The organism is Amycolatopsis jejuensis (genome assembly GCF_000717335.1).
In the GTDB taxonomy this organism is placed as follows: Bacteria; Actinomycetota; Actinomycetes; order Mycobacteriales; family Pseudonocardiaceae; genus Amycolatopsis; species Amycolatopsis jejuensis.
The window spans coordinates 56,787-78,821 of sequence record NZ_JNYZ01000002.1; the positions used below are offsets into that span (position 1 = coordinate 56,787).

Here is a 22,035-nt window from a genome sequence, read left to right on the forward strand (position 1 = left end):
GCAGATGACCGGCGCCGAGCCCGGTTTCCCGCTGACCGCGGCGCAGGCCGGGGTCTTCTTCGCGCATTCGCTCGCCCCCGGCGACCCGGCGTACCGCATTGCCTGGTACGCGGACGTGCGCGGCGACGTGGAGCTGCCCCGGCTGGTGTCCGCCGTGCGGGAGACGGTGCGGGAGGCGGAAAGCCTGCATGTCACCGCTGCGGTCGGCGCTGACGGCGTGCCGCGGCAGTATCCGGCTCCGCCGGTCGTCGACGTGCCGGTGCTGGACCTCGCCGGGGACCCCGATCCGGAGGCGGCGGCGCTGGCGTGGATCGAGGTCGTGCGCACGGAACCGGTCGACCTGGCGCGCGGGCCGTTGACCACGCATGCGTTGCTGATCCTCGGTACCGGGCGAGTGTGGTGGGCGCAGATCTACCACCACCTGGTCATCGACGCGCACGGGCAGGCGGCCATCACGCGCCGGGCGGCGGCCCGTTATGCCGGTACCGAATCCACAGTGGACTGGGGCTTGGCGCCGCTACGGGCGGCGGACCAGGTTTATGCCGGGTCGGCTGAGCAGGAACGCGACCGGGCGTACTGGCGGGAGAAAATGGCGGGGCGGCCGGATCCGGTGCGTCTCGCGAGTGGCTATTCCGGTTCCGGCCGGGATAGCCACCCTTACGATGTCGCGGCTCTGCGCAAACTTTCCGGCGATCACGGTACCCGTCTCTCGCGGGTGGTCCTCGCCGCGCTGGCCGCGTATGCGCATCGGGTGACCGGCGTCGAGGATGTGGTGCTGGGCTTGCCGGTTGCCGTGCGCTCATCGCCGGAGGTTCGGGATCTTCCTGGGATGCAGTCGAATCTGCTGCCATTACGGGTTTCCGTGCGGCCGGGGATGACGGTGGCCGAGCTGATCGACTCGGTCACCGGCGAGGTTGCCGAGCTGCTTGCCCATGCCCGTTACCGCGGCGAGGATCTGGCGCGGGACTGCGGATTGTCCGGCGGGATGCCGGAATTGACCGGCCTGACCCTCAATTACCTGCCCGAGGTGACTGTCGCGTTTGGACCGGCGACCGCGACTGTCCACAGTGTCTCACTCGGCCCGGTCACCGATCTCGTGGTCACCGCACACGAAGGGACCGAGCTGCGGCTGGAGTTCGCCGGTGCCGCTTCGGTGGCGGAGCACGCTCGCCGGTTCACCGCGGTCCTCGACGCGATGGTGGCGCACCCGGATCGTCCGGTGGCTGCGATCGACCTGCTCACCGAAGCGGAACGGGAGCAGGTGCTGATCGAGTTCGGCACCTCACCCGCGGAAGCCCCGGAAGCCTCGTGGCCCGCCGCGTTCGCCGAGGTGGTCGTCCGTCAGCCGGACGCCATCGCCGTCGTGTGCGAGGACGTCCGGCTCACCTATGCCGAACTGGACGCGGCGGCCGACCGGGTTGCCGCGCTGCTGATCGGGCGCGGGGTCGGTGTCGAGGACGTCGTCGCGGTGGCCTTGCCGCGGTCCGCGGACCTGGTCGTGGCGCTGTTGGGCGTGCTCAAGGCGGGCGCGGCGTACCTGCCGCTCGACCTCGACCATCCCGAGGACCGGCTGGCCTTCATGCTCGAAGACGCCCAGGCCGCCGTGGTGCTGTCGAGCCGCGAGATGCTCGCCCAGCTTCCGGCCGGCGTGCCGTCGGTGCTGGTGGACGAGCCCGCCGAGCCGGTGGCGCTGCCCAGCCTGCGTCTGGGTAACGCCGCTTACGTCATCTACACGTCCGGTTCCACCGGGAAACCGAAGGGCGTCGTGGTCTCGCACGACGGAATCGGCAGCCTGATCGCGACCGCCACCGAGCGGATCGGTATCACGCGCGACAGCCGGGTCGCGCAGTTCGCGTCCGTCGGATTCGACGTGACCGTGTGGGACCTGGTGATGTCGCTGTGCGTGGGCGGGCGCGTGATCGTGGTCCCCGCGCACCGCCGGGTCGCCGGGGCCGAGCTCACCGGGTACGTCGAAGAACACGGCGCGACGCACATGATCCTGCCGCCGTCGCTGGTCGCCGCATTGCCGCCGGAATGTGACCTGCCGCAGGGCGCGGTGCTGATCGTGGGCACCGAGACCGTGCCGCCGGAATTGATCGCGCGGTGGGCGAAAGACCTGCGAGTCGTGGCGGCGTACGGGCTCACCGAGGCGACGGTGAACTCCACGCTGTGGGCTGCGGAGCCGGGTTGGACCGGGCCGATCCCGATCGGCCGCCCTGACCCGAACACCCACGCCTACGTGCTGGACACCGCGCTCAACCCGGTGCCGGTCGGGGTCGAAGGCGAGCTGTACGTCGGCGGTCGCGGCCTGGCCCGGGGCTATGTGGGGCGGTCCGGGCTCACGGCGGAGCGGTTCGTGGCCGATCCGTTCGCCGGGCCGGGCGAACGGATGTACCGCACCGGCGACCGGGTCCGCTGGCGTGCCGACGGGAATCTCGACTTCCTCGGCCGCGCCGACCACCAGGTCAAGATCCGGGGTTTCCGGATCGAACCGGGGGAAATCGAATCGGTGCTGGTGGCGCATCCCGGGGTGGCGCGGGCGGCCGTCGTGCCGCGCGAGGTCAAGCCGGGGGACCGGCGGCTGGTCGCGTACGTGGTGGCCGAGGCTTCAGTGCTGCCGCAGCTGCGCGCACACGTCGAGGAAACCTTGCCGCACTACATGGTTCCGTCGGCTTTCGTTCCGCTCGGCGAGCTTCCGTTGATGACGAACGGGAAACTCGACCGCAGTGCGCTGCCGTTACCTGATTTCGGTGCGCTGGCACAAGGTCGTGCGCCTCGGACGGCTGGGGAACGTGCACTGTGCTCGGTGATGTCGGACGTGCTCGGCGTTCCGACGGTCGGTGCGGACGACGATTTCTTCGCGCTCGGCGGCGACAGCATTTCGTCGATCCGACTGGTCCTCGGCGCGGCCGCGCAGGGGCTGGCGATCACGCCACGTCAAGTGTTCCAGCACCGGACCGCGGAAGCGCTGGCCTCCTGCGCGGGGGACGTCGTCGTGTCCGAAGTGGACGACGAGCCGCTGCTGGAGTTGTCCGATGTGGACCGGGCGGCGATCGGTCCCTGCGCCGAGGTACTGCCGGTTACTCCGCTGCAGCAAGGATTCTTCTTCCACTCCGCTTACGAGGACGACGACGTCTATCTGGTGCAGGAGGTCTTCGACCTCGACGGGCCGGTCGATCCGGCTGCCTTGCGCCGGGCGGTACAGGACTTGCTCGACCGGTACGCCACATTGCGGTCCGGCTTCCGGCAGCTGGCCGACGGTCGCGTCGTGCAGGTCGTCGCAGCGCATGCGGAGCTGCCATGGCGTGAGGTTCCGGCGGAGGAGGGGGCTGCGGCGCTCGAAGCCGACCGTGCTCGTCGCTTCACGCTGGACCGCCCGCCTTTGCTGCGGGCAACGCTGATCGGTGGCCGACGGCTGGCGTTGACGTTCCATCACATCGTCGTCGACGGCTGGTCGGTCGTGGTCCTGATGAGGGAATTGCTGGGTCGCTATCGGAATTCCGCACCGTCCACTTCGGAACCGCGGACTCGGGCCGCGTACCTCCGTCAGCTCGCCGGACGGGATCACGAGCCCGCGCGGTCGGCTTGGGAGACCGCGCTGGCCGGTCTCGACGAGCCGACGCGGCTGGTGGACAAACCTGCCGGGGATGAACGACGTCCGGCGCGGGTGCACTTCACTGTGGACAGTGCGGAGGTTCGTGCGGCTGCGCGAGAGCTCGGGCTGACCGTCGGGACCTTCCTGCACGGGGCATGGGGGTTGCTGCTCGGGCGCCTGACGGGTAGCGGCGATGTGGTGTTCGGCAGTACGGTCTCCGGCCGGGATGTCGGGGTGCCCGGTATCGAGGACGCGGTCGGGTTGTACATCAACACCGTTCCGGTTCGGATGCGTTGGCACGGCGGCGAAACCGTGGCCGGGTTGCTGCGTCGGCTCCAGGACGAACAGGCTGCGCTGCTCGATCACCAGCAGCTGGGGCTCGCCGAGCTGCAGCGGATTGCCGGTGCCGGGCAGGAAGAGTTGTTCGACAACCTGGTGGTCGTCGAGAACTATCCGCGGGATGGGGCACCGGAGGGCGAGCTGCGGGTGTCCGGGGTCGAGGTGACCGACGCCGTCCACTACCCGGTCGCACTGATCGCCACCCCCGGGGAAACCCTGGAGTTCCAGCTCAAGTTCGACGCGGCGCGCCTGGACGGCCGGGCGGCGGAGCGGCTTGCGGAACGGTTCGTTCGGGTGCTCAGTGCGTTTGCCGCGGACCCTGGCGTGCGAGTGTCCCAAGTGGACCTCGTATCCCCGGCGGAGCTGGAACGAATCGGGGAACTGAACGCGACCGCTGTGGTCGTCCCGGAACGGACGCTGCCACAGGCGATTGCCTCGCAGGTCGCCCGCATGCCGGACGCAACCGCGGTGGTATTCGGGAACGAACGACTGTCCTATGCGGACCTTGACGCACGCGCCGCGGTGCTGGCGCGCCGGTTGCAGGATCGCGGAGCCGGGCCGGGGACTGTCGTCGGTGTTGCGATACCGCGCTCGGTCGACCTGATGGTTGCCTTGCTCGGCGTGCTCAAATCCGGTGCTGTGTACTTGCCGCTGGACCTCGACTATCCGGCCGAGCGGCTGGAGTACATGCGCACCTCGTCGGGTGCCACGCTTGTCGTGTCCACTGTGGATACGTTCCCCGATCGGATCACTGTGGACGGTCCGGACGTGCCGGACGCGGTCGGGCGCGCGGCGGGTCCGGATGACGCGGCATACGTGATCTATACGTCCGGCTCGACCGGACGGCCGAAGGGTGTCGTCGTCACACACCGTGCGATCGTGAACCGGCTGGCGTGGATGCAGCACGAATACCGGCTGACCGTGGACGACCGGGTACTGCAGAAGACGCCGTCGGGTTTCGACGTTTCGGTGTGGGAGTTCTTCTGGGCGCTCACCGAGGGCGCCACGGTGGTGTTCGCGCGGCCGGACGGGCACCGGGACCCGGCCTACCTGGCGGACGTGATCCGGGAGCAGCGCGTGACGACGCTGCATTTCGTGCCGTCGATGCTGAACGCGTTCCTCGGCGAGGTTTCCGGCGAATGGTCCGGGTCGCTGCGGCGGGTGTTCACCAGCGGCGAGGCGTTGCCGGGCGAGGTCGCCGCGCGATGGCACCGGCTGACCGGGGTTCGCCTGCACAACCTGTATGGGCCCACCGAAGCCGCGGTGGACGTGTCGTACTTCCCGTTCCGCGACGGTCCGGAAGCGACAGTCCCCATTGGACGTCCAGTGTGGAATACCCGCCTGCACGTGCTCGACAGCTGTCTGCGTCCGGTCCCGGATGGCGTACCCGGGGAGCTCTACCTCGCCGGGGTGCAGCTGGCGCGCGGCTACCTCGGCCGGTCCGCGCTGACCGCGGAGCGGTTCGTGGCCGATCCGTTCGGCGAGCCGGGCACGCGGATGTACCGCACCGGCGACCTGGTGCTGCGCCGCGCGGACGGGGAGCTGGAATACCTCGGCCGCACCGACCGGCAGGTGAAGATCCGCGGCAACCGGATCGAGCTGGGGGAGATCGAGGCCGTCCTCGCCGCGCAGCCCGGGGTCACCGCGGCGGCGGTGCTGGTGCGTGACGGGGCGCTGATCGGCTACGTCGTGGGGGTCATTGCCGCTGAGGCGCTCCGGGCGGCGCTGACCAGCGCATTGCCCGCGCCGATGGTCCCGAACGCGCTCGTGGTGCTGGATTCCTTGCCGCTCACGCCGAGCGGCAAGCTCGACGTCCGCGCCCTCCCGGCGCCGGCTGCGCAGGTGTCCGCAGCCGCTCCGGCGAACCCGCGGGAACGCGCGCTGGCCGGGATCTTCGCCGAGGTGCTCGGCCTGCCCGAGGTCGGCCCGGACGGCGACTTCTTCCTGCTTGGCGGCGACAGCATCACGTCGATCAGCGTGTCGAGCCGGGCGCGCCGCGAGGGGTTCGACCTGAGCCCGAAGGACGTCTTCACCCATCGAACACCTGCCGGTCTGGCCGCGCTCGGTGCCGTCGAGATCGTGGACGACGACGGCGTCGGCGACCTCCCTCTCTTGCCCGAGGCGCACCGGCTGCGTGAACTGGGCGACGGCGGGACCGAATCGGTGGTACTCCGGACTCCGGCGGATGCCGACCTGGAAAGCCTTGCCGCCGCGCTGCAGGCGGTCATCGACCACCACGACGGGCTGCGGCTCAAGCGGACCCGGGTGGCGTCGGTGTTGTGGACGCTGGAAACCCGCGCGCCCGGGACAGTGTCCGCTGTGGACGTCGTGCAGGCCACAGTGGACGTCGACAATGGACAGGTCTTGCAGGCGGTCTGGTCCGAAGCAGATCGTCAGCTGCGACTCGTTGCGCATCCGCTCGCCGTCGACGCGCCGTCGTGGCGGAGGATCGCCGCCGATCTCGCCGTGGCCTGGGCCGCGCAGCGAGCCGGTCGCACGCCGGTGTTCGAGCCGGTGGAGCGGTCCCTCCGGAGCTATGCGCACGAGGTGACGAGCCGGTCGCATCCGCTGGCCGACCTTCCACAGTGGACGGAGATCCTGGCGCCCGGGGAAGTCCTTCCGGCCGGTGACCTCGAACAGGTGGTCACGCTGTCCGTGGCGGAGACCGATGCGCTCGTGCACCGGCTCCCGGCGGCGGTCCGCGGCGATGTCCTCGACGTTCTGCTGGCCGCGCTCCGGATGGCCGGGGGCGAGCTGCTGGTCGACGTCCTGGAGCGGCCGAGCGACGCCCCGGACGCGGTCGGGGCCTTGCATACCGTCACGCCGCTGCGGCTGACGGCGTCCGGTTCGCCGCTTGACCTGGTGAAACAGGTCCGCGACCGCCGTCGGCAGGCGCCCGGCGACTATGGCCTGCTGCGGTACCTCAACCCGCAGACGGCGCCGTTGTTCGCCCAGCTCACCCGCCCGGACGTGCTGCTCCGATACGCGGGCGAGGTGCCGTCCACGGGGGACTGGGCGTTCGAAACCGGCCCCGGCGCACCCGTCGGCGGCCACGCACTGCGGATCGGCGCGACCTGCGTTGACACCGTGGACGGTCCGCGGCTGGTCCTCACGTTCGCGGGCGCCGTGTTGGCCGATGCTTTCGCAGCAGCCTGCGCCGAGCTGGCCGCGGTGGAACCGTCGTCAGCCGGACTGACCACTTCGGACCTGCACCTGATCGAGCTGGGTCAGGACGAGATCGAGCACGTCCAGGGGGTGGCCGGGCAGCCGCTCGCGGACATCTGGCCGCTGTCGCCGTTGCAGGAAGGGTTGTTCTTCCACTCCAGCTACGACCAGTCCCGAGTGGACATCTACACCATTCAGGAGGCCATCGACCTCGACCGGCACCTCGACGCCGACCGGCTGCGCGCGGCGTGCACCACGTTGCTGGCCCGCACCCCGAGCCTGCGGGCCGGGTTCACCAGCGAAGGCCTGCGCGGACCGGTCCAGTTCGTCACCGCCGGGTTCGCGCCGCCGGTGACCGAAGTGGACCTTCGCGGACTGTCCGAAGAGGATCAGACGGCGCAGCTCACCGAGCTGATGGACCGCGACCGCGCCACCCGGTTCGATCTCGCCGCGCCGCCGCTGTTCCGGATCACCCTCGTGCGGCTGGGTACCGAACGCGACCGCATCGTGCTGAACCGGCATCTGCTGCTGTGGGACGGCTGGTCGGCCTGGCTGTTCCTCGAACAGCTCTTCGCGCTCTACGAGCTGGGTGGCGACGATCGCACCCTGCCGTCCTACGGGTCCTATGTGGACTATCTACAGTGGCTGTCCCAACAGGACACCGAAGTGGCAACCGGTGCGTGGCGGACGGCGTTGTCCGGTCTGTCCGAGCCGACGCTGATCGGGCCGGATACGCAGGGCCGGGAGCCGGTCACGCCGGTCAATCTCGACACGTACCTGTCTCCGGAGACGACCGCGCAGCTTCGCGACGAAGCCCGGCGGCACGGTCTCACGGTGAACTCCGTGCTGAACGCTGCTTGGGCGCTCGTGCTGTCCACAGTGGTCGGACGGCCGGACGTCGTGTTCGGTGCGGCAGTAGCCGGTCGCCCGGCTGAGGTCGCGGACATCGAGACCACGATCGGTCTGTTTCTCAACACGGTACCCACGCGGGTCCGGCTGCAGCCGGACGAGTCCGTGCTCGATCTGCTGCGCCGTGTCCAGGCCGAGCGGATGGACTTGACGCCGTACGAGTTCATGAGTCTCGGCGTGCTGCAACGGGAATCCGGTCACCGCGTCCTCTTCGACACCCTCTTCGTGCTGCGCGGCGCGGACGGCGACGAGCGGTACGCCGGGCTGCAGCACCGGCACGGCATCACGAATCTGATCAACATCGACGCCACGCATTACCCGCTGACCTTGGTCGTCACGCCGGGTACCTCGATGCGGGTCACACTGTCCTATCGGGACGATGTGGTCGACGCGGCCGAGGCGGCGGACCTGCTCGGCCGGTTCACCACGCTCGTCGAGCAGCTGATCGGTGACTTCACCGCGCCGGTCGGAGCCCTTGAGACGGTGTCTGCCGACCGGCGGGCCGAGCTGGCCGCACTGTGGGCGGCCACCGAAAAGCCCATGGTCGAGGACACGATCGCCGACCTGCTCGCGGCGCAAGCCGAGCGCACGCCGGACGCAATCGCGCTGGTCTTCGGGCCGCAGCGGCTCACGTACGCGGAGCTCGATGGCGCGGTGAACCGGATGGCGCGCGTCCTGTTGTCGCGCGGGGCGGAACCGGAGCAGATCGTCGCGCTCGGGCTGCCGAGGTCGATCGACATGGTGGTGGCGCTGTTCGCGGTGCTGCGGACCGGAGCCGCTTATCTGCCGCTGGAACTGGACTACCCGGCCGAGCGGCTCGCCACGATGCTCGCCGACGCGCGTCCATTGTGTCTCGTCACTACTGGCGCCGTGGCGGAATCGCTGCCGGACGACCTGCCCCGCGTACTGGTCGACAGCGACGAAATCCGTGCCGAGCTGGCGGCGATGTCGGCCGCGGATATCAGCGACACCGAGCGTCCGCTGTTCTCGCGCGACCGTCCTGATCGGATGGAGCACCCGGCGTACGTGATCTACACGTCGGGCTCGACCGGGCGGCCGAAGGGCGTCGTCACGCCGTACCGCGGGCTGACGAACATGCAGCTCAACCACCAGGAAGCAATCTTCGCCCCGGCCATCGCGTCGGCAGGCGGGCGGCGGCTGCGGATTGCGCACACGGTGTCGTTCGCCTTCGACATGTCGTGGGAAGAACTGCTGTGGCTGGTCGAAGGTCATGAGGTGCACGTGTGCGACGAGCAGCTTCGCCGCGACGCCAGCGCTTTGGTGGCTTATTGCGATGTGCACCAGGTGGACGTCGTGAACGTCACGCCGACGTACGCGCATTTGCTGATCGAAGAAGGCCTGCTCGACGGGCACCGGCCTGCGCTTGTCCTGCTTGGCGGGGAAGCAGTTTCCGAATCGGTGTGGAACCGTTTGCGGGATACCGAGGGAACGTACGGCTACAACCTTTACGGGCCGACCGAATACACCATCAACACCCTCGGCGGCGGCACTACGGAAAGCGCGACCCCGACCGTCGGGACGCCGATTCACAACACCCGCGCGTACATTGTGGACTCCTGGTTGCGGCCGGTTCCCGACGGCGTTCCGGGTGAGTTGTACATCGCCGGTACCGGGCTGGCTCGCGGGTACCTCGGCCGCCCGGGCCTGACTGCGGAACGGTTCGTCGCCGACCCGTTCGGGGAGCCGGGCGGCCGGATGTACCGCACCGGCGACCTCGTGCGCCGTCGTCCGGACGGGAATCTCGACTTCCTCGGCCGCACCGACGACCAGGTCAAGATCCGTGGTTACCGCGTGGAACTGGGCGAGATCGAGACCGCGCTGACCCGGCATCCGCAGGTCGCGCAGGCGGCGGTGATCGCGCGGCCGGACCCGTCGGCGCCGGGATTGCAGCGGCTGGTCGGCTACGTCGTCCCGGCCGAATTGAGCGGCGATGCGCGAGATGCGGCCGAAGCCGACCAGGTCGGGGAATGGCAGCAGATCTATTCCGACGAATACACCGAAATCCCGACTGCGTTGTTCACCGAGGATTTCGCCGGGTGGGATTCCAGTTACGACGGTCTGCCGATTCCATTGCCGCACATGCAGGAATGGCGGGCGGCGACGGTCGCACGAATTCGCGAACTCAAGCCGCGGCGGATCCTGGAAATCGGGGTCGGCACCGGGCTTCTCATGGGACAGCTGGCGCCGGGTGCCGAGGAATACTGGGGTACCGACCTCGCCCCGCCGGTCATCGGGAAACTCACCCGGGAATTGGCGCAAGATCCCGAGCTGGCCGCGAAAGTGACCCTGCGCGCGCAACCTGCGCACGAGTTCGCCGGGCTGCCGAGCGGGCATTTCGACACCGTGGTGATCAACTCGGTGGTCCAGTATTTCCCGAGCGTCGACTACCTGACCGGCGTGCTGCGGCAGGCCCTAGACCTGCTTGCGCCGGGTGGTTCGCTGTTCGTCGGGGACATCCGCAACCTGCGGCTGGCGCGGTCGTTCCACACGGCAATCCAGCTGACCCGCGCCGACGTCACGTCCGATCCCGCGCAGCTGCGCCGGGCCATCGAACGGGGCGCGGCACTGGAGAAGGAACTGCTGCTCGACCCGGACTACTTCGCCGCGCTCGCGCAGAGCCTGCCCGGAGTGTCCGCGCAAATCCGGATCAAGCGGGCCGCCCTGCACAACGAGCTGAGCCGGTACCGGTACGACGTCGTGTTGAGCAAAACTGCTGGTAGCACGGCCACACCTCCTCGGGTCCGGTGGGACGAGGTCGGTTCGCTCGCAGAGCTGGAGCGGCTGATCGCGGCGGGCGGGCCGCAGCGGGTCAGCCAGATCCCGGACGCCCGGCTGGCCGCCGAATTCGCCGCGATGCGGGCGCTCGACGCGGGTGCTCCGCTGCCGGACGTCCTGGAACGGTTCCACGCGGCGGGCGAAGGCGTCGAGGCGGAAGCCGTGCATGCGTTGGGTGACCGGCTTGGTTACGCGGTGCACACGACGTGGTCGACGGGTGCCGAGGGAGTGTTCGACGCGGTCTTCGCGAAGGATTCGGCGCCGGTGCTCTATGTGCCCGCCTCGACGGGGACGAATCTCGCCCGCTTCGCCAACAGTCCGACGGCTGCGCGTGGCGGCAGTGAGCTGGTCCAGACCTTGCGGGAGGCACTCAAACGTGAGCTGCCGGACTACATGGTCCCGGCCGCATTCGTAACGCTTGGCAGTCTTCCGTTGACTGACAACGGAAAGCTGAACGTCCGCGCGTTGCCGGATGCGGAACCCGCGGTCACGCTGGCGGAGAGTCGCCCCGCACAATCGCGTGCGGAGGAGGTCCTTTGTGGACTGTTCGCGGAGGTGCTCGGACTGGAGGGGGTAGGGGTCGAGGACAGCTTCTTCGACCTCGGCGGGCATTCGCTGCTGGCCACCCGCCTGATCAGCCGGGCGCGCACCGAACTGGACGCGGAACTGGCCATCAAGGACTTGTTCGAAGCGCCGACCCCCGCGGAACTGGCCGAGCGGGCCGGTTCCGGTGTCCCGGCGCGTCCGGCGGTGGTACCGCGGGAGCGGCCGGAACGGATTCCTCTTTCCGCTGCACACCGGCGAATGTGGCTGCTGGACCGGATGGGCACGACCGCGGACGCGTACGGATATCCGCTGTTCGTACGCGTGCGCGGCGAGCTTGACCTCGCCGCGCTGCGGTCGGCCCTCGGCGATCTGCTGGACCGGCACGAGGTGCTGCGGTCGGTCATCGGGGAGCACGAAGGCGAGCCGTGCCAGTCCATTGTGGATCGGCCGGAGATCCCGTTCTCGGTGACCGAAGTGGACCAACCGGCGCTCCACCGGTTCGACCTGGCCCGCGAACTGCCGGTCCGGATCGATGTGCACCGGCGGTCCGAAGTGGACCATGTCGTGAAGATCCTGCTGCATCACGGGGTAACCGACGAATGGTCCGACCGGCCGTTCCTCACCGACCTTGCCACCGCGTACGACGCTCGCCGTGCCGGGAAGGCGCCGGACTGGGCGCCGTTGCCGGTGCAATATGCCGATTTCAGCCTGTGGCAACGGGATTTTCTTGCTGAAGCCGGACCGGAGCAGCTGCAGTTCTGGACGGAGACGCTGGACGGGCTGCCGGACGAGATCGCGCTCCCGGCGGACCGGCCGCGTCCGGCAGAGCCCACCGGACGCGGCGGCAAGGTCCGGCTCGCAGTGCCGCCCGAGGTGGCTACGGCAGTACGTAAACTGTCCGCGGATTCGGGCGCGAGCCTGTTCATGGTGCTTCAGTCCGCTGTCGCGGCGCTGCTGCACCGGATGGGCGCGGGCGAGGACGTGCCACTCGGCGCTCCGATCGCCGGGCGCACCGACGCCGCCCTCGACGACCTCGTCGGCTTCTTCGTGAACACGCTGGTCCTGCGCACGGACGTGTCCGGCGCCCCGACCTACCGCGAGCTGCTGGAGCGGGTCAAGACCGCGGATCTCGCTGCGTTCTCCCAGCAGGACCTGCCGTTCGACCGGGTGGTCGAGGAGCTGAACCCGCCGCGCGTGCCCGGCCGGAACCCGCTGTTCCAGGTGATGGTCGGCTACCACTACCGGCCGGACGGAGACCCTGACGTCCTCGGCCTGCCCACCGAATGGCTCGACCCCGGGCAGGCGACGGCGAAATTCGACCTGCATTTCACCCTGGTCGACGAGACCGGGCCGCTCACGTTGATGCTCGAATACGCCGAGGACCGCTGGGACGAGGCGACCGCGGCGCAGCTGCTGACCCGGCTCGGGGCGGTGCTGGACCAGGTCGCGGGTGATCCGTCGCTGCCGGTGCGCGCGCTGGACGTACTCGTCCCCGGTGAGGCAGCGGTGCTCGAATCATGGAACGCGACGGCGCATGCCGTCGAGCGGACGACGTTGCCGGAGTTGTTCGAGGCGCAGGTTCGCCGGACGCCGGATGCGGTGGCGGTGGTGTTCGAGGACGCCGAGCTGACGTATGCGCAGGTCAACGCGCGGGCGAACCGGCTGGCGCGGTGGCTGCAGGAGCAGGGCGCCGGGCCGGGGACGGTGGTGGCGGTGTCGTTGCCGCGGTCCGTCGAGCTGGTGGTGGCGTTGTACGCGGTGCACAAGGCAGGTGCCGCGTACCTGCCGGTCGATCCGGATTATCCGGTTGAGCGGCGGGAGTTCATGCTCGCGGATGCGGCTCCGGCAGTGGTGGTGGACGGTCCGGTGGATGCGTCCGGCTACGATTCGGCCGACCTCGGCGTACGGGTTCCGCCGGAATCCCCGGCGTACGTGATCTACACGTCGGGTTCGACGGGCCGTCCGAAGGGTGTGGTGGTCCCGCACCGGGGGATTGTGAACCGCCTGTTGTGGATGCTGGATGAGTACCAGCTCACCGCGGATGATCGGGTTTTGCAGAAGACGCCATCGAGTTTCGACGTTTCGGTGTGGGAGTTCTTCTGGCCGCTCCTGACCGGTGCGGCACTGGTGGTTGCGCGGCCGGAGGGGCACAAGGATCCGGCCTACCTTGCTTCGGTGATCCAGTCGGCGGGCGTGACGACTGTCCATTTCGTACCGTCGATGCTGCGACTCTTCCTGGAAGACAGCCCTGTTTGCCCGGGATTGCGCCGGGTGTTGTGCAGTGGTGAGGCGTTGCCGTCCGATCTCGCGGTGCGGTTTCGTGCGGTGTTCGACGCCGAGCTGCACAACCTGTACGGACCAACCGAGGCATCCGTGGATGTCACCGCTTTCCCAGTAGCAGGCGACGGACTGAGTGTCCCCATTGGACGTCCGATCTGGAACACCGGCACGTATGTCCTGGATGGACAGCTGAGGCCCGTTCCGCCTGGGGTGCCGGGTGAGCTGTACCTGTCCGGAATTCAGCTGGCGCAGGGCTATCACGCGCGGCCGGGGCTCACCGCGGAGCGCTTCGTCGCGTGTCCATTCGGGACGCCGGGGGAGCGGATGTACCGGACCGGCGACCTGGCGCGCTGGACTGCCGACGGGGTACTGGAGTTCCTCGGCCGGGTCGATGACCAGGTGAAGGTGCGGGGATTCCGCGTCGAACTGGGGGAGATCGAGGCCGCGTTGTCCGCAGTGGACGGGGTGACCGGCGCCGCCGTCGTTGCTCGCGACGATCGGCTCGTCGCGTATGTGACGGGGGAGCCCGCCGAACTCCGGTCGCTACTCCTCGACAAACTGCCCGAACACATGGTGCCGTCGGCGTTCGTGGTGCTCGACGCGTTCCCGCTGAGCCCGAGCGGCAAGCTCGACCGGGCTGCACTGCCGGATCGCGCGTTCACGACCGACGATGGACGCGAGCCACGCGACGAGCGGGAACGTGCGTTGCGGGACCTGTTCGCCGATGTGCTCGCGGTGCCCGCACCATCGATCGACGACGACTTCTTCGCGCTCGGCGGGCACTCGTTGCTGGTGATGAGGCTGGTGTCGCGGGTCCGGAGTGTGCTGAATGCCGAGGTGAGTGTCCGCGATGTCTTCGAGGCGCCGACGATCGCCCGGCTCGCGCAGCGGCTGACCGAACCCGCCGGGCCGCCACTGGAGGTCGGCGAACGCCCGGCGGTGCTGCCACTTTCACCTGCCCAGCAACAGTTGTGGTTCCTCTACCAGCTGGACGGCCCGACGACCACATATTCCCTGCCGTACGCGTGGCGACTGCACGACAGCCTCGACATCGACGCCCTGCGCGGGGCCTTCGAGGACCTGGTGCGGCGGCACGAGGTGCTGCGGACGGTCTTCGTCGAGCACGACGGGATCGCGGCTCAGCAGGTGCTGGACGAGGTGGTGCTCGACTTCGCGGTGGAGCAATCCGGCGAAGGCCTCCGGTCCGAATTGGACACTCCATTCCGGATGGACGAGGCGCCGCCGGTGCGCGTGCGCGTCTATTCGATCGACGACACCGAACATGTCCTGCTGGTTTTGCTGCACCACGTGGTCACCGACGAATGGTCGGAAGGACCGCTGCTCGCCGACCTCGCGACGGCCTACCGGGCGCGGCTGGCAGGCATCAGTCCGGAGTGGACTCCGTTGCCGGTCCAATACGCGGATTACGCGCTGTGGCAGCAACGGTTGCTCGAGGACGACCGGCATACCGGGTACTGGCGGGACAGTCTCGCCGGGCTGCCCGAGGAGCTGAACCTGCCGGTCGACCGTCCGCGCCCGGCGGAGGCGAGTCATCGCGGCGGGATGGTTCCGTTCGAGGTGCCCGCAGTGCTGGTCCGGCGGTTGCGCAAGCTGGCCCTGGACCACGACGTCAGCATGTTCATGCTGGCCCAGGCCGCGGTCGCGGTGCTGCTGCACCGGATGGGCGCGGGCGACGACATCCCGCTCGGCGCGCCGGTGTCCGGCCGGACCGACGAGCGGCTCGCGGGCCTGGTCGGGTTCTTCGTGAACTCGCTGGTCCTGCGCACGGATCTGTCCGGCGACCCGGCATTCGGCGATCTGCTGCGCCGAGTGCGGGAAACCGATCTCGCGGCGTTTTCGCATCAGGACCTGCCGTTCGACCGAGTGGTGGATGCTGTCGCGCCGGAGCGGTCGCTGTCGCGGCATCCGCTGTTCCAGACCATGGTCGTGTACCTGCCGCCGGGCGCGGACGCGCCGGACCTGCCGGGACTGACCGTGACCCGCGAGGACGTCGCGCCGGACAGCGCGAAGTTCGACCTGGAATTCGGGTTCCTGGAACAACCCGACGGCACGATCGCCGGTGCCGTCGAGTACAGCGCCGACCTGTTCGACCGGACGACCGCCGAGACGTTCGCCCGTCGCCTCACGCATCTGCTCAACCGGATCGCGGACGAACCGGCCGCGGCAATCGGCTCGTTCGACCTGCTGTCGGCCGACGAAACCGCCGTGCTGGAGTCGTGGAACGCGACGGCGCACGCGGTCGAGCGGACGACGTTGCCGGAGTTGTTCGAGGCGCAGGTTCAGCGGACCCCGGATGCCGTGGCCTTGGTGTTCGAGGGTGTCGAGCTGACGTATGCCGAGGTCAACGCGCGGGCGAACCGCCTTGTGCGCTGGCTGCGGGACCATGGGGTCGGCCGAGAGTCCATTGTGGCTGTGTCATTGCCGCGGTCGGTCGACCTGGTGGTGGCGTTGTATGCAGTGCACAAAGCGGGGGCCGCGTATCTGCCGCTCGATCCGGACTACCCGGCGGAGCGGCGGGAATTCATGCTCGCGGATGCGGCTCCGGCGGTCGTCCTGGACGGTCCGGTGGATGTTTCCGGCTACGACGACACCAATGTGGACACTCATGCGACACCGGAGTCGGCCGCGTACGTGATTTACACGTCGGGTTCGACGGGCCGTCCCAAGGGTGTGGTGGTGCCGCAGCAGGGGATTGTGAACCGTCTGTTGTGGATGCAGGACGAATACCAGTTGACGGCGGATGATCGGGTCCTGCAAAAGACTCCGTCCAGTTTCGACGTGTCGGTGTGGGAGTTCTTCTGGCCGCTCCTGGCCGGTGCGGCGCTCGTGGTTGCGCGGCCGGAGGGGCACAAGGATCCGGCGTACCTTGCTTCGCTGATTCAGGCGGCAGGGGTGACGACTGTCCACTTCGTACCGTCCATGTTGGAGGTTTTCCTCACTGAACCTTCCGCGCGGGATTGTCAAAACCTGCGCCGGGTCCTCTGTAGTGGCGAGGCACTTCCAGCCGACGTGGTCATTACTTTCCGCACGGTGCTGGATGCTGAACTGCACAACCTATACGGCCCGACCGAGGCGTCCGTAGATGTCACCGCGACTCCGGCGGAGATCGTCTCGGGTCGAGTCCCCATTGGACGTCCACTGTGGAATACCGGCGCTCACGTCCTCGACGCCCGGCTCCAGCCGGTTCCGCCGGGGGTCGCCGGTGAGCTGTACCTGTCCGGTGCCCAGCTGGCCCGGGGTTACCTCGCCCGGCCGGGGCTGACGGCGGAACGGTTCGTCGCCAACCCCTTCGACCCCGGACAGCGGATGTACCGCACCGGCGACCTCGCCCGCTGGACCCGCGACGGGGTACTGGAGTTCCTCGGCCGCGCGGACGACCAGGTCAAGATCCGCGGTTTCCGGGTGGAGCTGGGCGAAATCGACGCGGCTCTCGGCACGCATCCGGCGGTCGCGCAGGCGCGGGTGATCGTCCACGATGGACGGCACCTCGTCGCCTACGTCGTCCTCCGCGAGCCAGCGGACGACCTCCTCGACCACGTCGCAAAGACATTGCCGGAGCACATGGTGCCTGCGGCCGTGGTCCCCCTCGACGTACTGCCGCTCACTCCGAGCGGGAAACTCGATCGGCGTGCGTTGCCCGCGCCGGAATTCGAGGCCGGAGAAGACGCGCCGACCACGGAGCGCGAGGAGAAGCTCGCCGCCCTGATGGCCGGTGTCCTCGGCTTACCGCGGGTCGGTGTCCGCGACGACTTCTTCCGCCTCGGCGGCGACAGCATCGTCGCCATGCAGTTCGTCGCCCGCGCCCGCGCGGCCGGGCTCGGGTTCGGGCCGCGTGAGGTGTTCCGGCTGCGGAATGTCGCAGCCTTGGCGGAGGCGGCGACGGACCTGGTGATCACGCCGAGGTCCACCGACGGCCGCCCCTTGCTCGACCTGACCGACGCCGAACGTGCCGAGCTGCGGGATGTGCCAGCCGCCGAGGTGTGGCCGCTCAGCCCCCTGCAGTCCGGCCTGCTCTTCCTGGCCACTGTGGACACTGACGGCCCGGACGTCTACACCGTCCAATTCGGATTCGAGTTCACCGGCCCACTCGACGCCACCCGAATGCGCGACGCCGTCCGGGCTCTGCTGGCCGACCATCCGAACCTGCGCACCAGCTACCGCTACCTCGCATCCGGACGGCCGGTGGCGCTCGTCGCCCGGGACGCCGAGCCGGAATGGCGGGAGGCCGAGGGCGCCGATCTCGAACGCGAACTGGCGCACGAACGGCGCCGCTTCGACGTAACGGACGGGCCGCTGCTGCGGTTCCTGTTCGTCCACTTCGGACCGGAGAGGTACCGGCTTGTCGTTTCGCACCAGCACCTTCTGCTCGATGGCTGGTCCGTTCCGCAACTGCTGGCGGAGCTGACTGCGCGCTACGACGGAACCCGCCCGGCTCCGGCACTGTCCTATCGCGACTATCTCGGCTGGCTCCGTGACCAGGACACCGCGGCGTCCACCGAGGCGTGGCGGGAAGCGTTGTCCGGGCTGGCCGAGCCAACCCACCTCGCTGCGGTCGACCCGGACCGCGCACCGGCATTGCCCGAACGCTGCACCCGCGAGCTGCCCGCCGCGGAGCTCACCGCTTTCGCCCGGGACCGCGGCCTGACGGTGAACACCCTGGTCCAGACCGCCTGGGGGCTGCTGCTCGGAGCGCTGACCGGACGCACCGACGTGGTGTTCGGGGCGACCGTCGCCGGCCGCCCGCCGGAGCTGCCGGACGTCGACCGTACGCTCGGTCTGTTCATCAACACCGTGCCGGTCCGTGTGCGCCATGACCCGGCGGAACCGCTGTCGGCGCTGCTGGAGCGGGTGCAGGAGGAGCAGGCCGCGCTGCTGCCGCACCAGTACGCCGGGCTGGCCGACATCCAGCGTGAAGCGGGGCTCGGAGAGCTGTTCGACACGCTCGTGGTGTTCGAAAGCTACCCGGGCGCGGACACCGGCGGGGCGGAGATCGTGGACCACCGCGACTCCACGCACTACCCGCTGACCTGGGCCGTCGAGCCGGGGGAGCGGCTGCGGCTGACCGCCGAGTACCGGGCCGACCTGTTCGGCAGCGAGGCCGTCGAGCAGCTGATCGACAGCATGCACCTGCTGCTCACCGCGATGGTGACCGAGCCGGACCGGGCCGCCGGAACGGTCGATCTCCTCGGGCCGGACATGCGGCAGCGGGTCCTGCGCGACTGGAACGAAACCGCGCTCGATGTTCCGCGCACGACCGTCGCGGGGCTGTTCGAGGCCCAGGTCCGGCGGTCACCGGACGCGATCGCGGTGGTCGGCGGCATTACCTGGACGTTCGCCGAGCTCAATGCGCGGGCGAACCAGCTGGCCCGCGCGCTGGTCGCGCGCAAAGCCGGTCCGGAAACCCTGGTCGCGCTGGCTCTGCCGCGGTCGGCGGACCAGCTGCTGGCCATCCTCGCCGTGCACAAGGCGGGGGCGGGCTACCTGCCACTCGACCCGGATTACCCGGCCGAACGCCTCGCCGCGATGCTCGCCGACGCTCGGCCCGCGCTGGTGCTGACCGTCACCGAGCTGGCCGACAATTTCCCGGATGCCGCGCTGCTCCCGGAACTCCTGGCCGAGTCTCACGACGTGCGTGATCTGACCGACGGCGAACGGACTGCACCGCTGCGCCCGGAGCACCCGGCGTATGTGATTTACACGTCCGGTTCGACCGGCATCCCGAAGGGAGTCGTGGTTCCGCACGCGGGACTCGTGAACCTGTTCCACAGCCACCGCAACACTTTGCACCGTCCGGCGGTCGCCCGCACCGGCCGGGAACACCTGCGGGTCGGGCACGCGTGGTCGTTCTCGTTCGATGCGTCGTGGCAGCCGCAACTGTGGCTTTTGGACGGTCACGCCGTGCATGTCGTGCCGGACGAAACCCGTCGTGACCCGCAGTTGCTGGTCGAAATGATCCGGCGGGACGGGATTGACTTCATCGAGGTCACGCCGTCGATGTTCGGGCAAATGGCGGACGCCGGGCTGCTCGACGGCGACCAGTGCCCGCTGGCCGTCGTCGGAGTCGGCGGCGAGGCGGTGCCGGACGCGTTGTGGCAGCGGCTGGCGAAATTGCCCGGAACCGAAGCGTTCAACCTTTATGGACCGACGGAGTCCACTGTGGATGCGTTGGTGGCGCGGATCGGCGACAGCGAGCGACCGCTGGTCGGCCGTCCGGTCGCGAACACCCGCGCGTACGTGCTCGACGGTGCGCTACGTCCGGTCGCGCCTGGGGTGACCGGCGAGCTGTACCTCGCCGGAGAGGGGCTCGCTCGCGGCTACCTCGGCCGGTCCGCCCTGACCGCGGAACGGTTCGTCGCGTGTCCATTCGGGACACCGGGGGAGCGGATGTACCGCACCGGCGACCTGGCCCGCTGGACCGCCGACGGCAGGCTCGATTTCGGCGGCCGCGCCGACGACCAGGTCAAGATCCGGGGTTTCCGCGTGGAACCGGCGGAAATCGAGGCCGCGCTCGACCGGCATCCGGCGGTGGCGCAGTCGGTGGTGGTGCCGCGCGGGCCGCAGCTGGTCGCTTATGTCGTCGCGGCAGGGGAAATCGCGGCGCCGGAGCTGCGGCGGTACGCGGTCGACACCCTGCCGGACCACCTCGTCCCGGCGGCGTTCGTGGTGCTCGACCGGCTGCCGGTGCTGGCCAACGGCAAGCTCGACCGGGCCGCGCTGCCCGCGCCGGACTTCTCCGGGATGGTCGGCGGACGGGTCCCCGAAACCGAGCGGGAACGCGTGCTGTGCGCGATGTTCTCCGAGGTACTGGACGTCCCCGGCCTCGGCGCCGACGACGATTTCTTCGCCCTCGGCGGCGACAGCATCGTCGCCATGCAGCTGGTCAGCCGCGCCAGGGCCGGTGGCCTCCGGATCTCGCCGCGCGACGTGTTCCGGCACCGGACCGTAGCCGGGCTGGCCCCGGTCGCGACCGAACTCGAGGTGACTTCGCAGGTCAGCGACGACGGCATCGGCACCGTCGGGCTCACGCCGATCATGCACGCCATGCGCGAGCTGGGCGGCCCGATCGACGGATACCACCAGGCCGCACTGCTCCTCATCCCGGCGGGGATCACGAGTGCCCAGGTGACCGCGGTGCTGCGCGCGGTCGTCGACCGGCATCCGATGCTGCGGGCCCGCCTCGACCGGACCTCCGCTCGCTGGGCACTGCAGGTACCGGCGCCGGTCGACGTGACCGGCTGGGCGTCGCAAGTGGACATTCGCGGCCTCACCGGCGCAGCCCTGGAGCGCGTGATCGCCGAGGAAGCCGTGGCGACGCGCGCCCGGCTGGCCCCGGACGACGGCGCCATGCTGCGCGCCACCTGGTTCGACGCTGGTTCCGAACGGGGGCGGCTGCTGATTCTGGTACACCATTTGGTCATCGACGGCGTTTCTTGGCGAGTTCTGTTGCCCGACCTGGCTTCCGCTTGGGAGGCCGTGAAGGCTGGACGTCCGCCAGGGTTGCCACAAGTGGAGATTTCGTTCCGCCGATGGTCGGAAGGTCTTGCTGCGCAGGCACTCTTGCCGAAACGAGAGTCCGAAGTGGACCGCTGGCGCGGTTTGCTGGCCGGTGGTGACCCGTTGCCGCTTGAGCGAGACCGGGTCCCGGAGCGAGACGTAGAGTCCACTCTGGACAGTTACGCGGTCAAGTTGCCAGCCGAGATCACCGAACCGCTGCTCGGCCGAGTACCCGCGGCATTCCGGGCGACGGTGAACGACGTCCTCCTCACCGGGCTGGCACTGGCGGCCGCGGATTGGCGACGGCGGCACGGCGCAGGCGAGGGCACCGCGACCCTGGTAGACCTGGAAGGCCACGGCCGTGAGGACCAGCTGGCCGGGGGAGCGGACCTGTCCCGGACGGTCGGATGGTTCACCAGCGTGGTGCCGGTCTGCCTGGACCTCGGTGACCTCGACGTAACGGACGCCCTGGACGGTGGCCCGGCGGCGGAGGTCGCACTGGCCCGGGTACGGGATGCCCTGGACGCAGCACCGGACGGCGGCCTCGGATTCGGTTTGCTGCGGCACCTGAACCCGGTGACTGGCCCGGAACTGGCCACTGAACCGGCGCCGGAGATCGAATTCAATTACATGGGCCGATTCGGCCACGCAAACGGCGGCGACTGGGCATACGCACCCGAAGGCGATGCGGCCGACCTGGGCGCGGACCCAGGCAAACGGGTGTCACACGCCCTGACCGTGAACGCACTCACCGAAGACGGCCCGACGCTGGCCGCATATTGGTCCTGGCCGTCGGCAGTATTGCCGCCCGAACGAGCACGCGACCTGGCAGACACCTGGTTCCGAGCACTGGGCGCGCTAGTGCGCCGCGCAGAAAAACTCTGACAAGG

The 22,035-nt window shown here is 69.4% G+C and carries 1 protein-coding gene; it reads left to right on the forward strand.

Annotated elements, in window-relative coordinates; translation table 11 throughout:
• Positions 1-4 precede the first annotated feature (4 nt).
• Positions 5-22,030, forward strand: coding sequence for a non-ribosomal peptide synthase/polyketide synthase (locus tag OO71_RS01810; protein ID WP_033287826.1), 22,026 nt, complete (start codon positions 5-7; stop codon positions 22,028-22,030).
• The last annotated feature ends 5 nt before the right edge of the window (positions 22,031-22,035 follow it).

Coding starts and splice junctions, on each gene's coding strand:
- OO71_RS01810 (WP_033287826.1), top strand. CDS start 5: ATGACCGGCGCCGAGCCCGGTTTCCCGCTGACCGCGGCGCAGGCCGGG.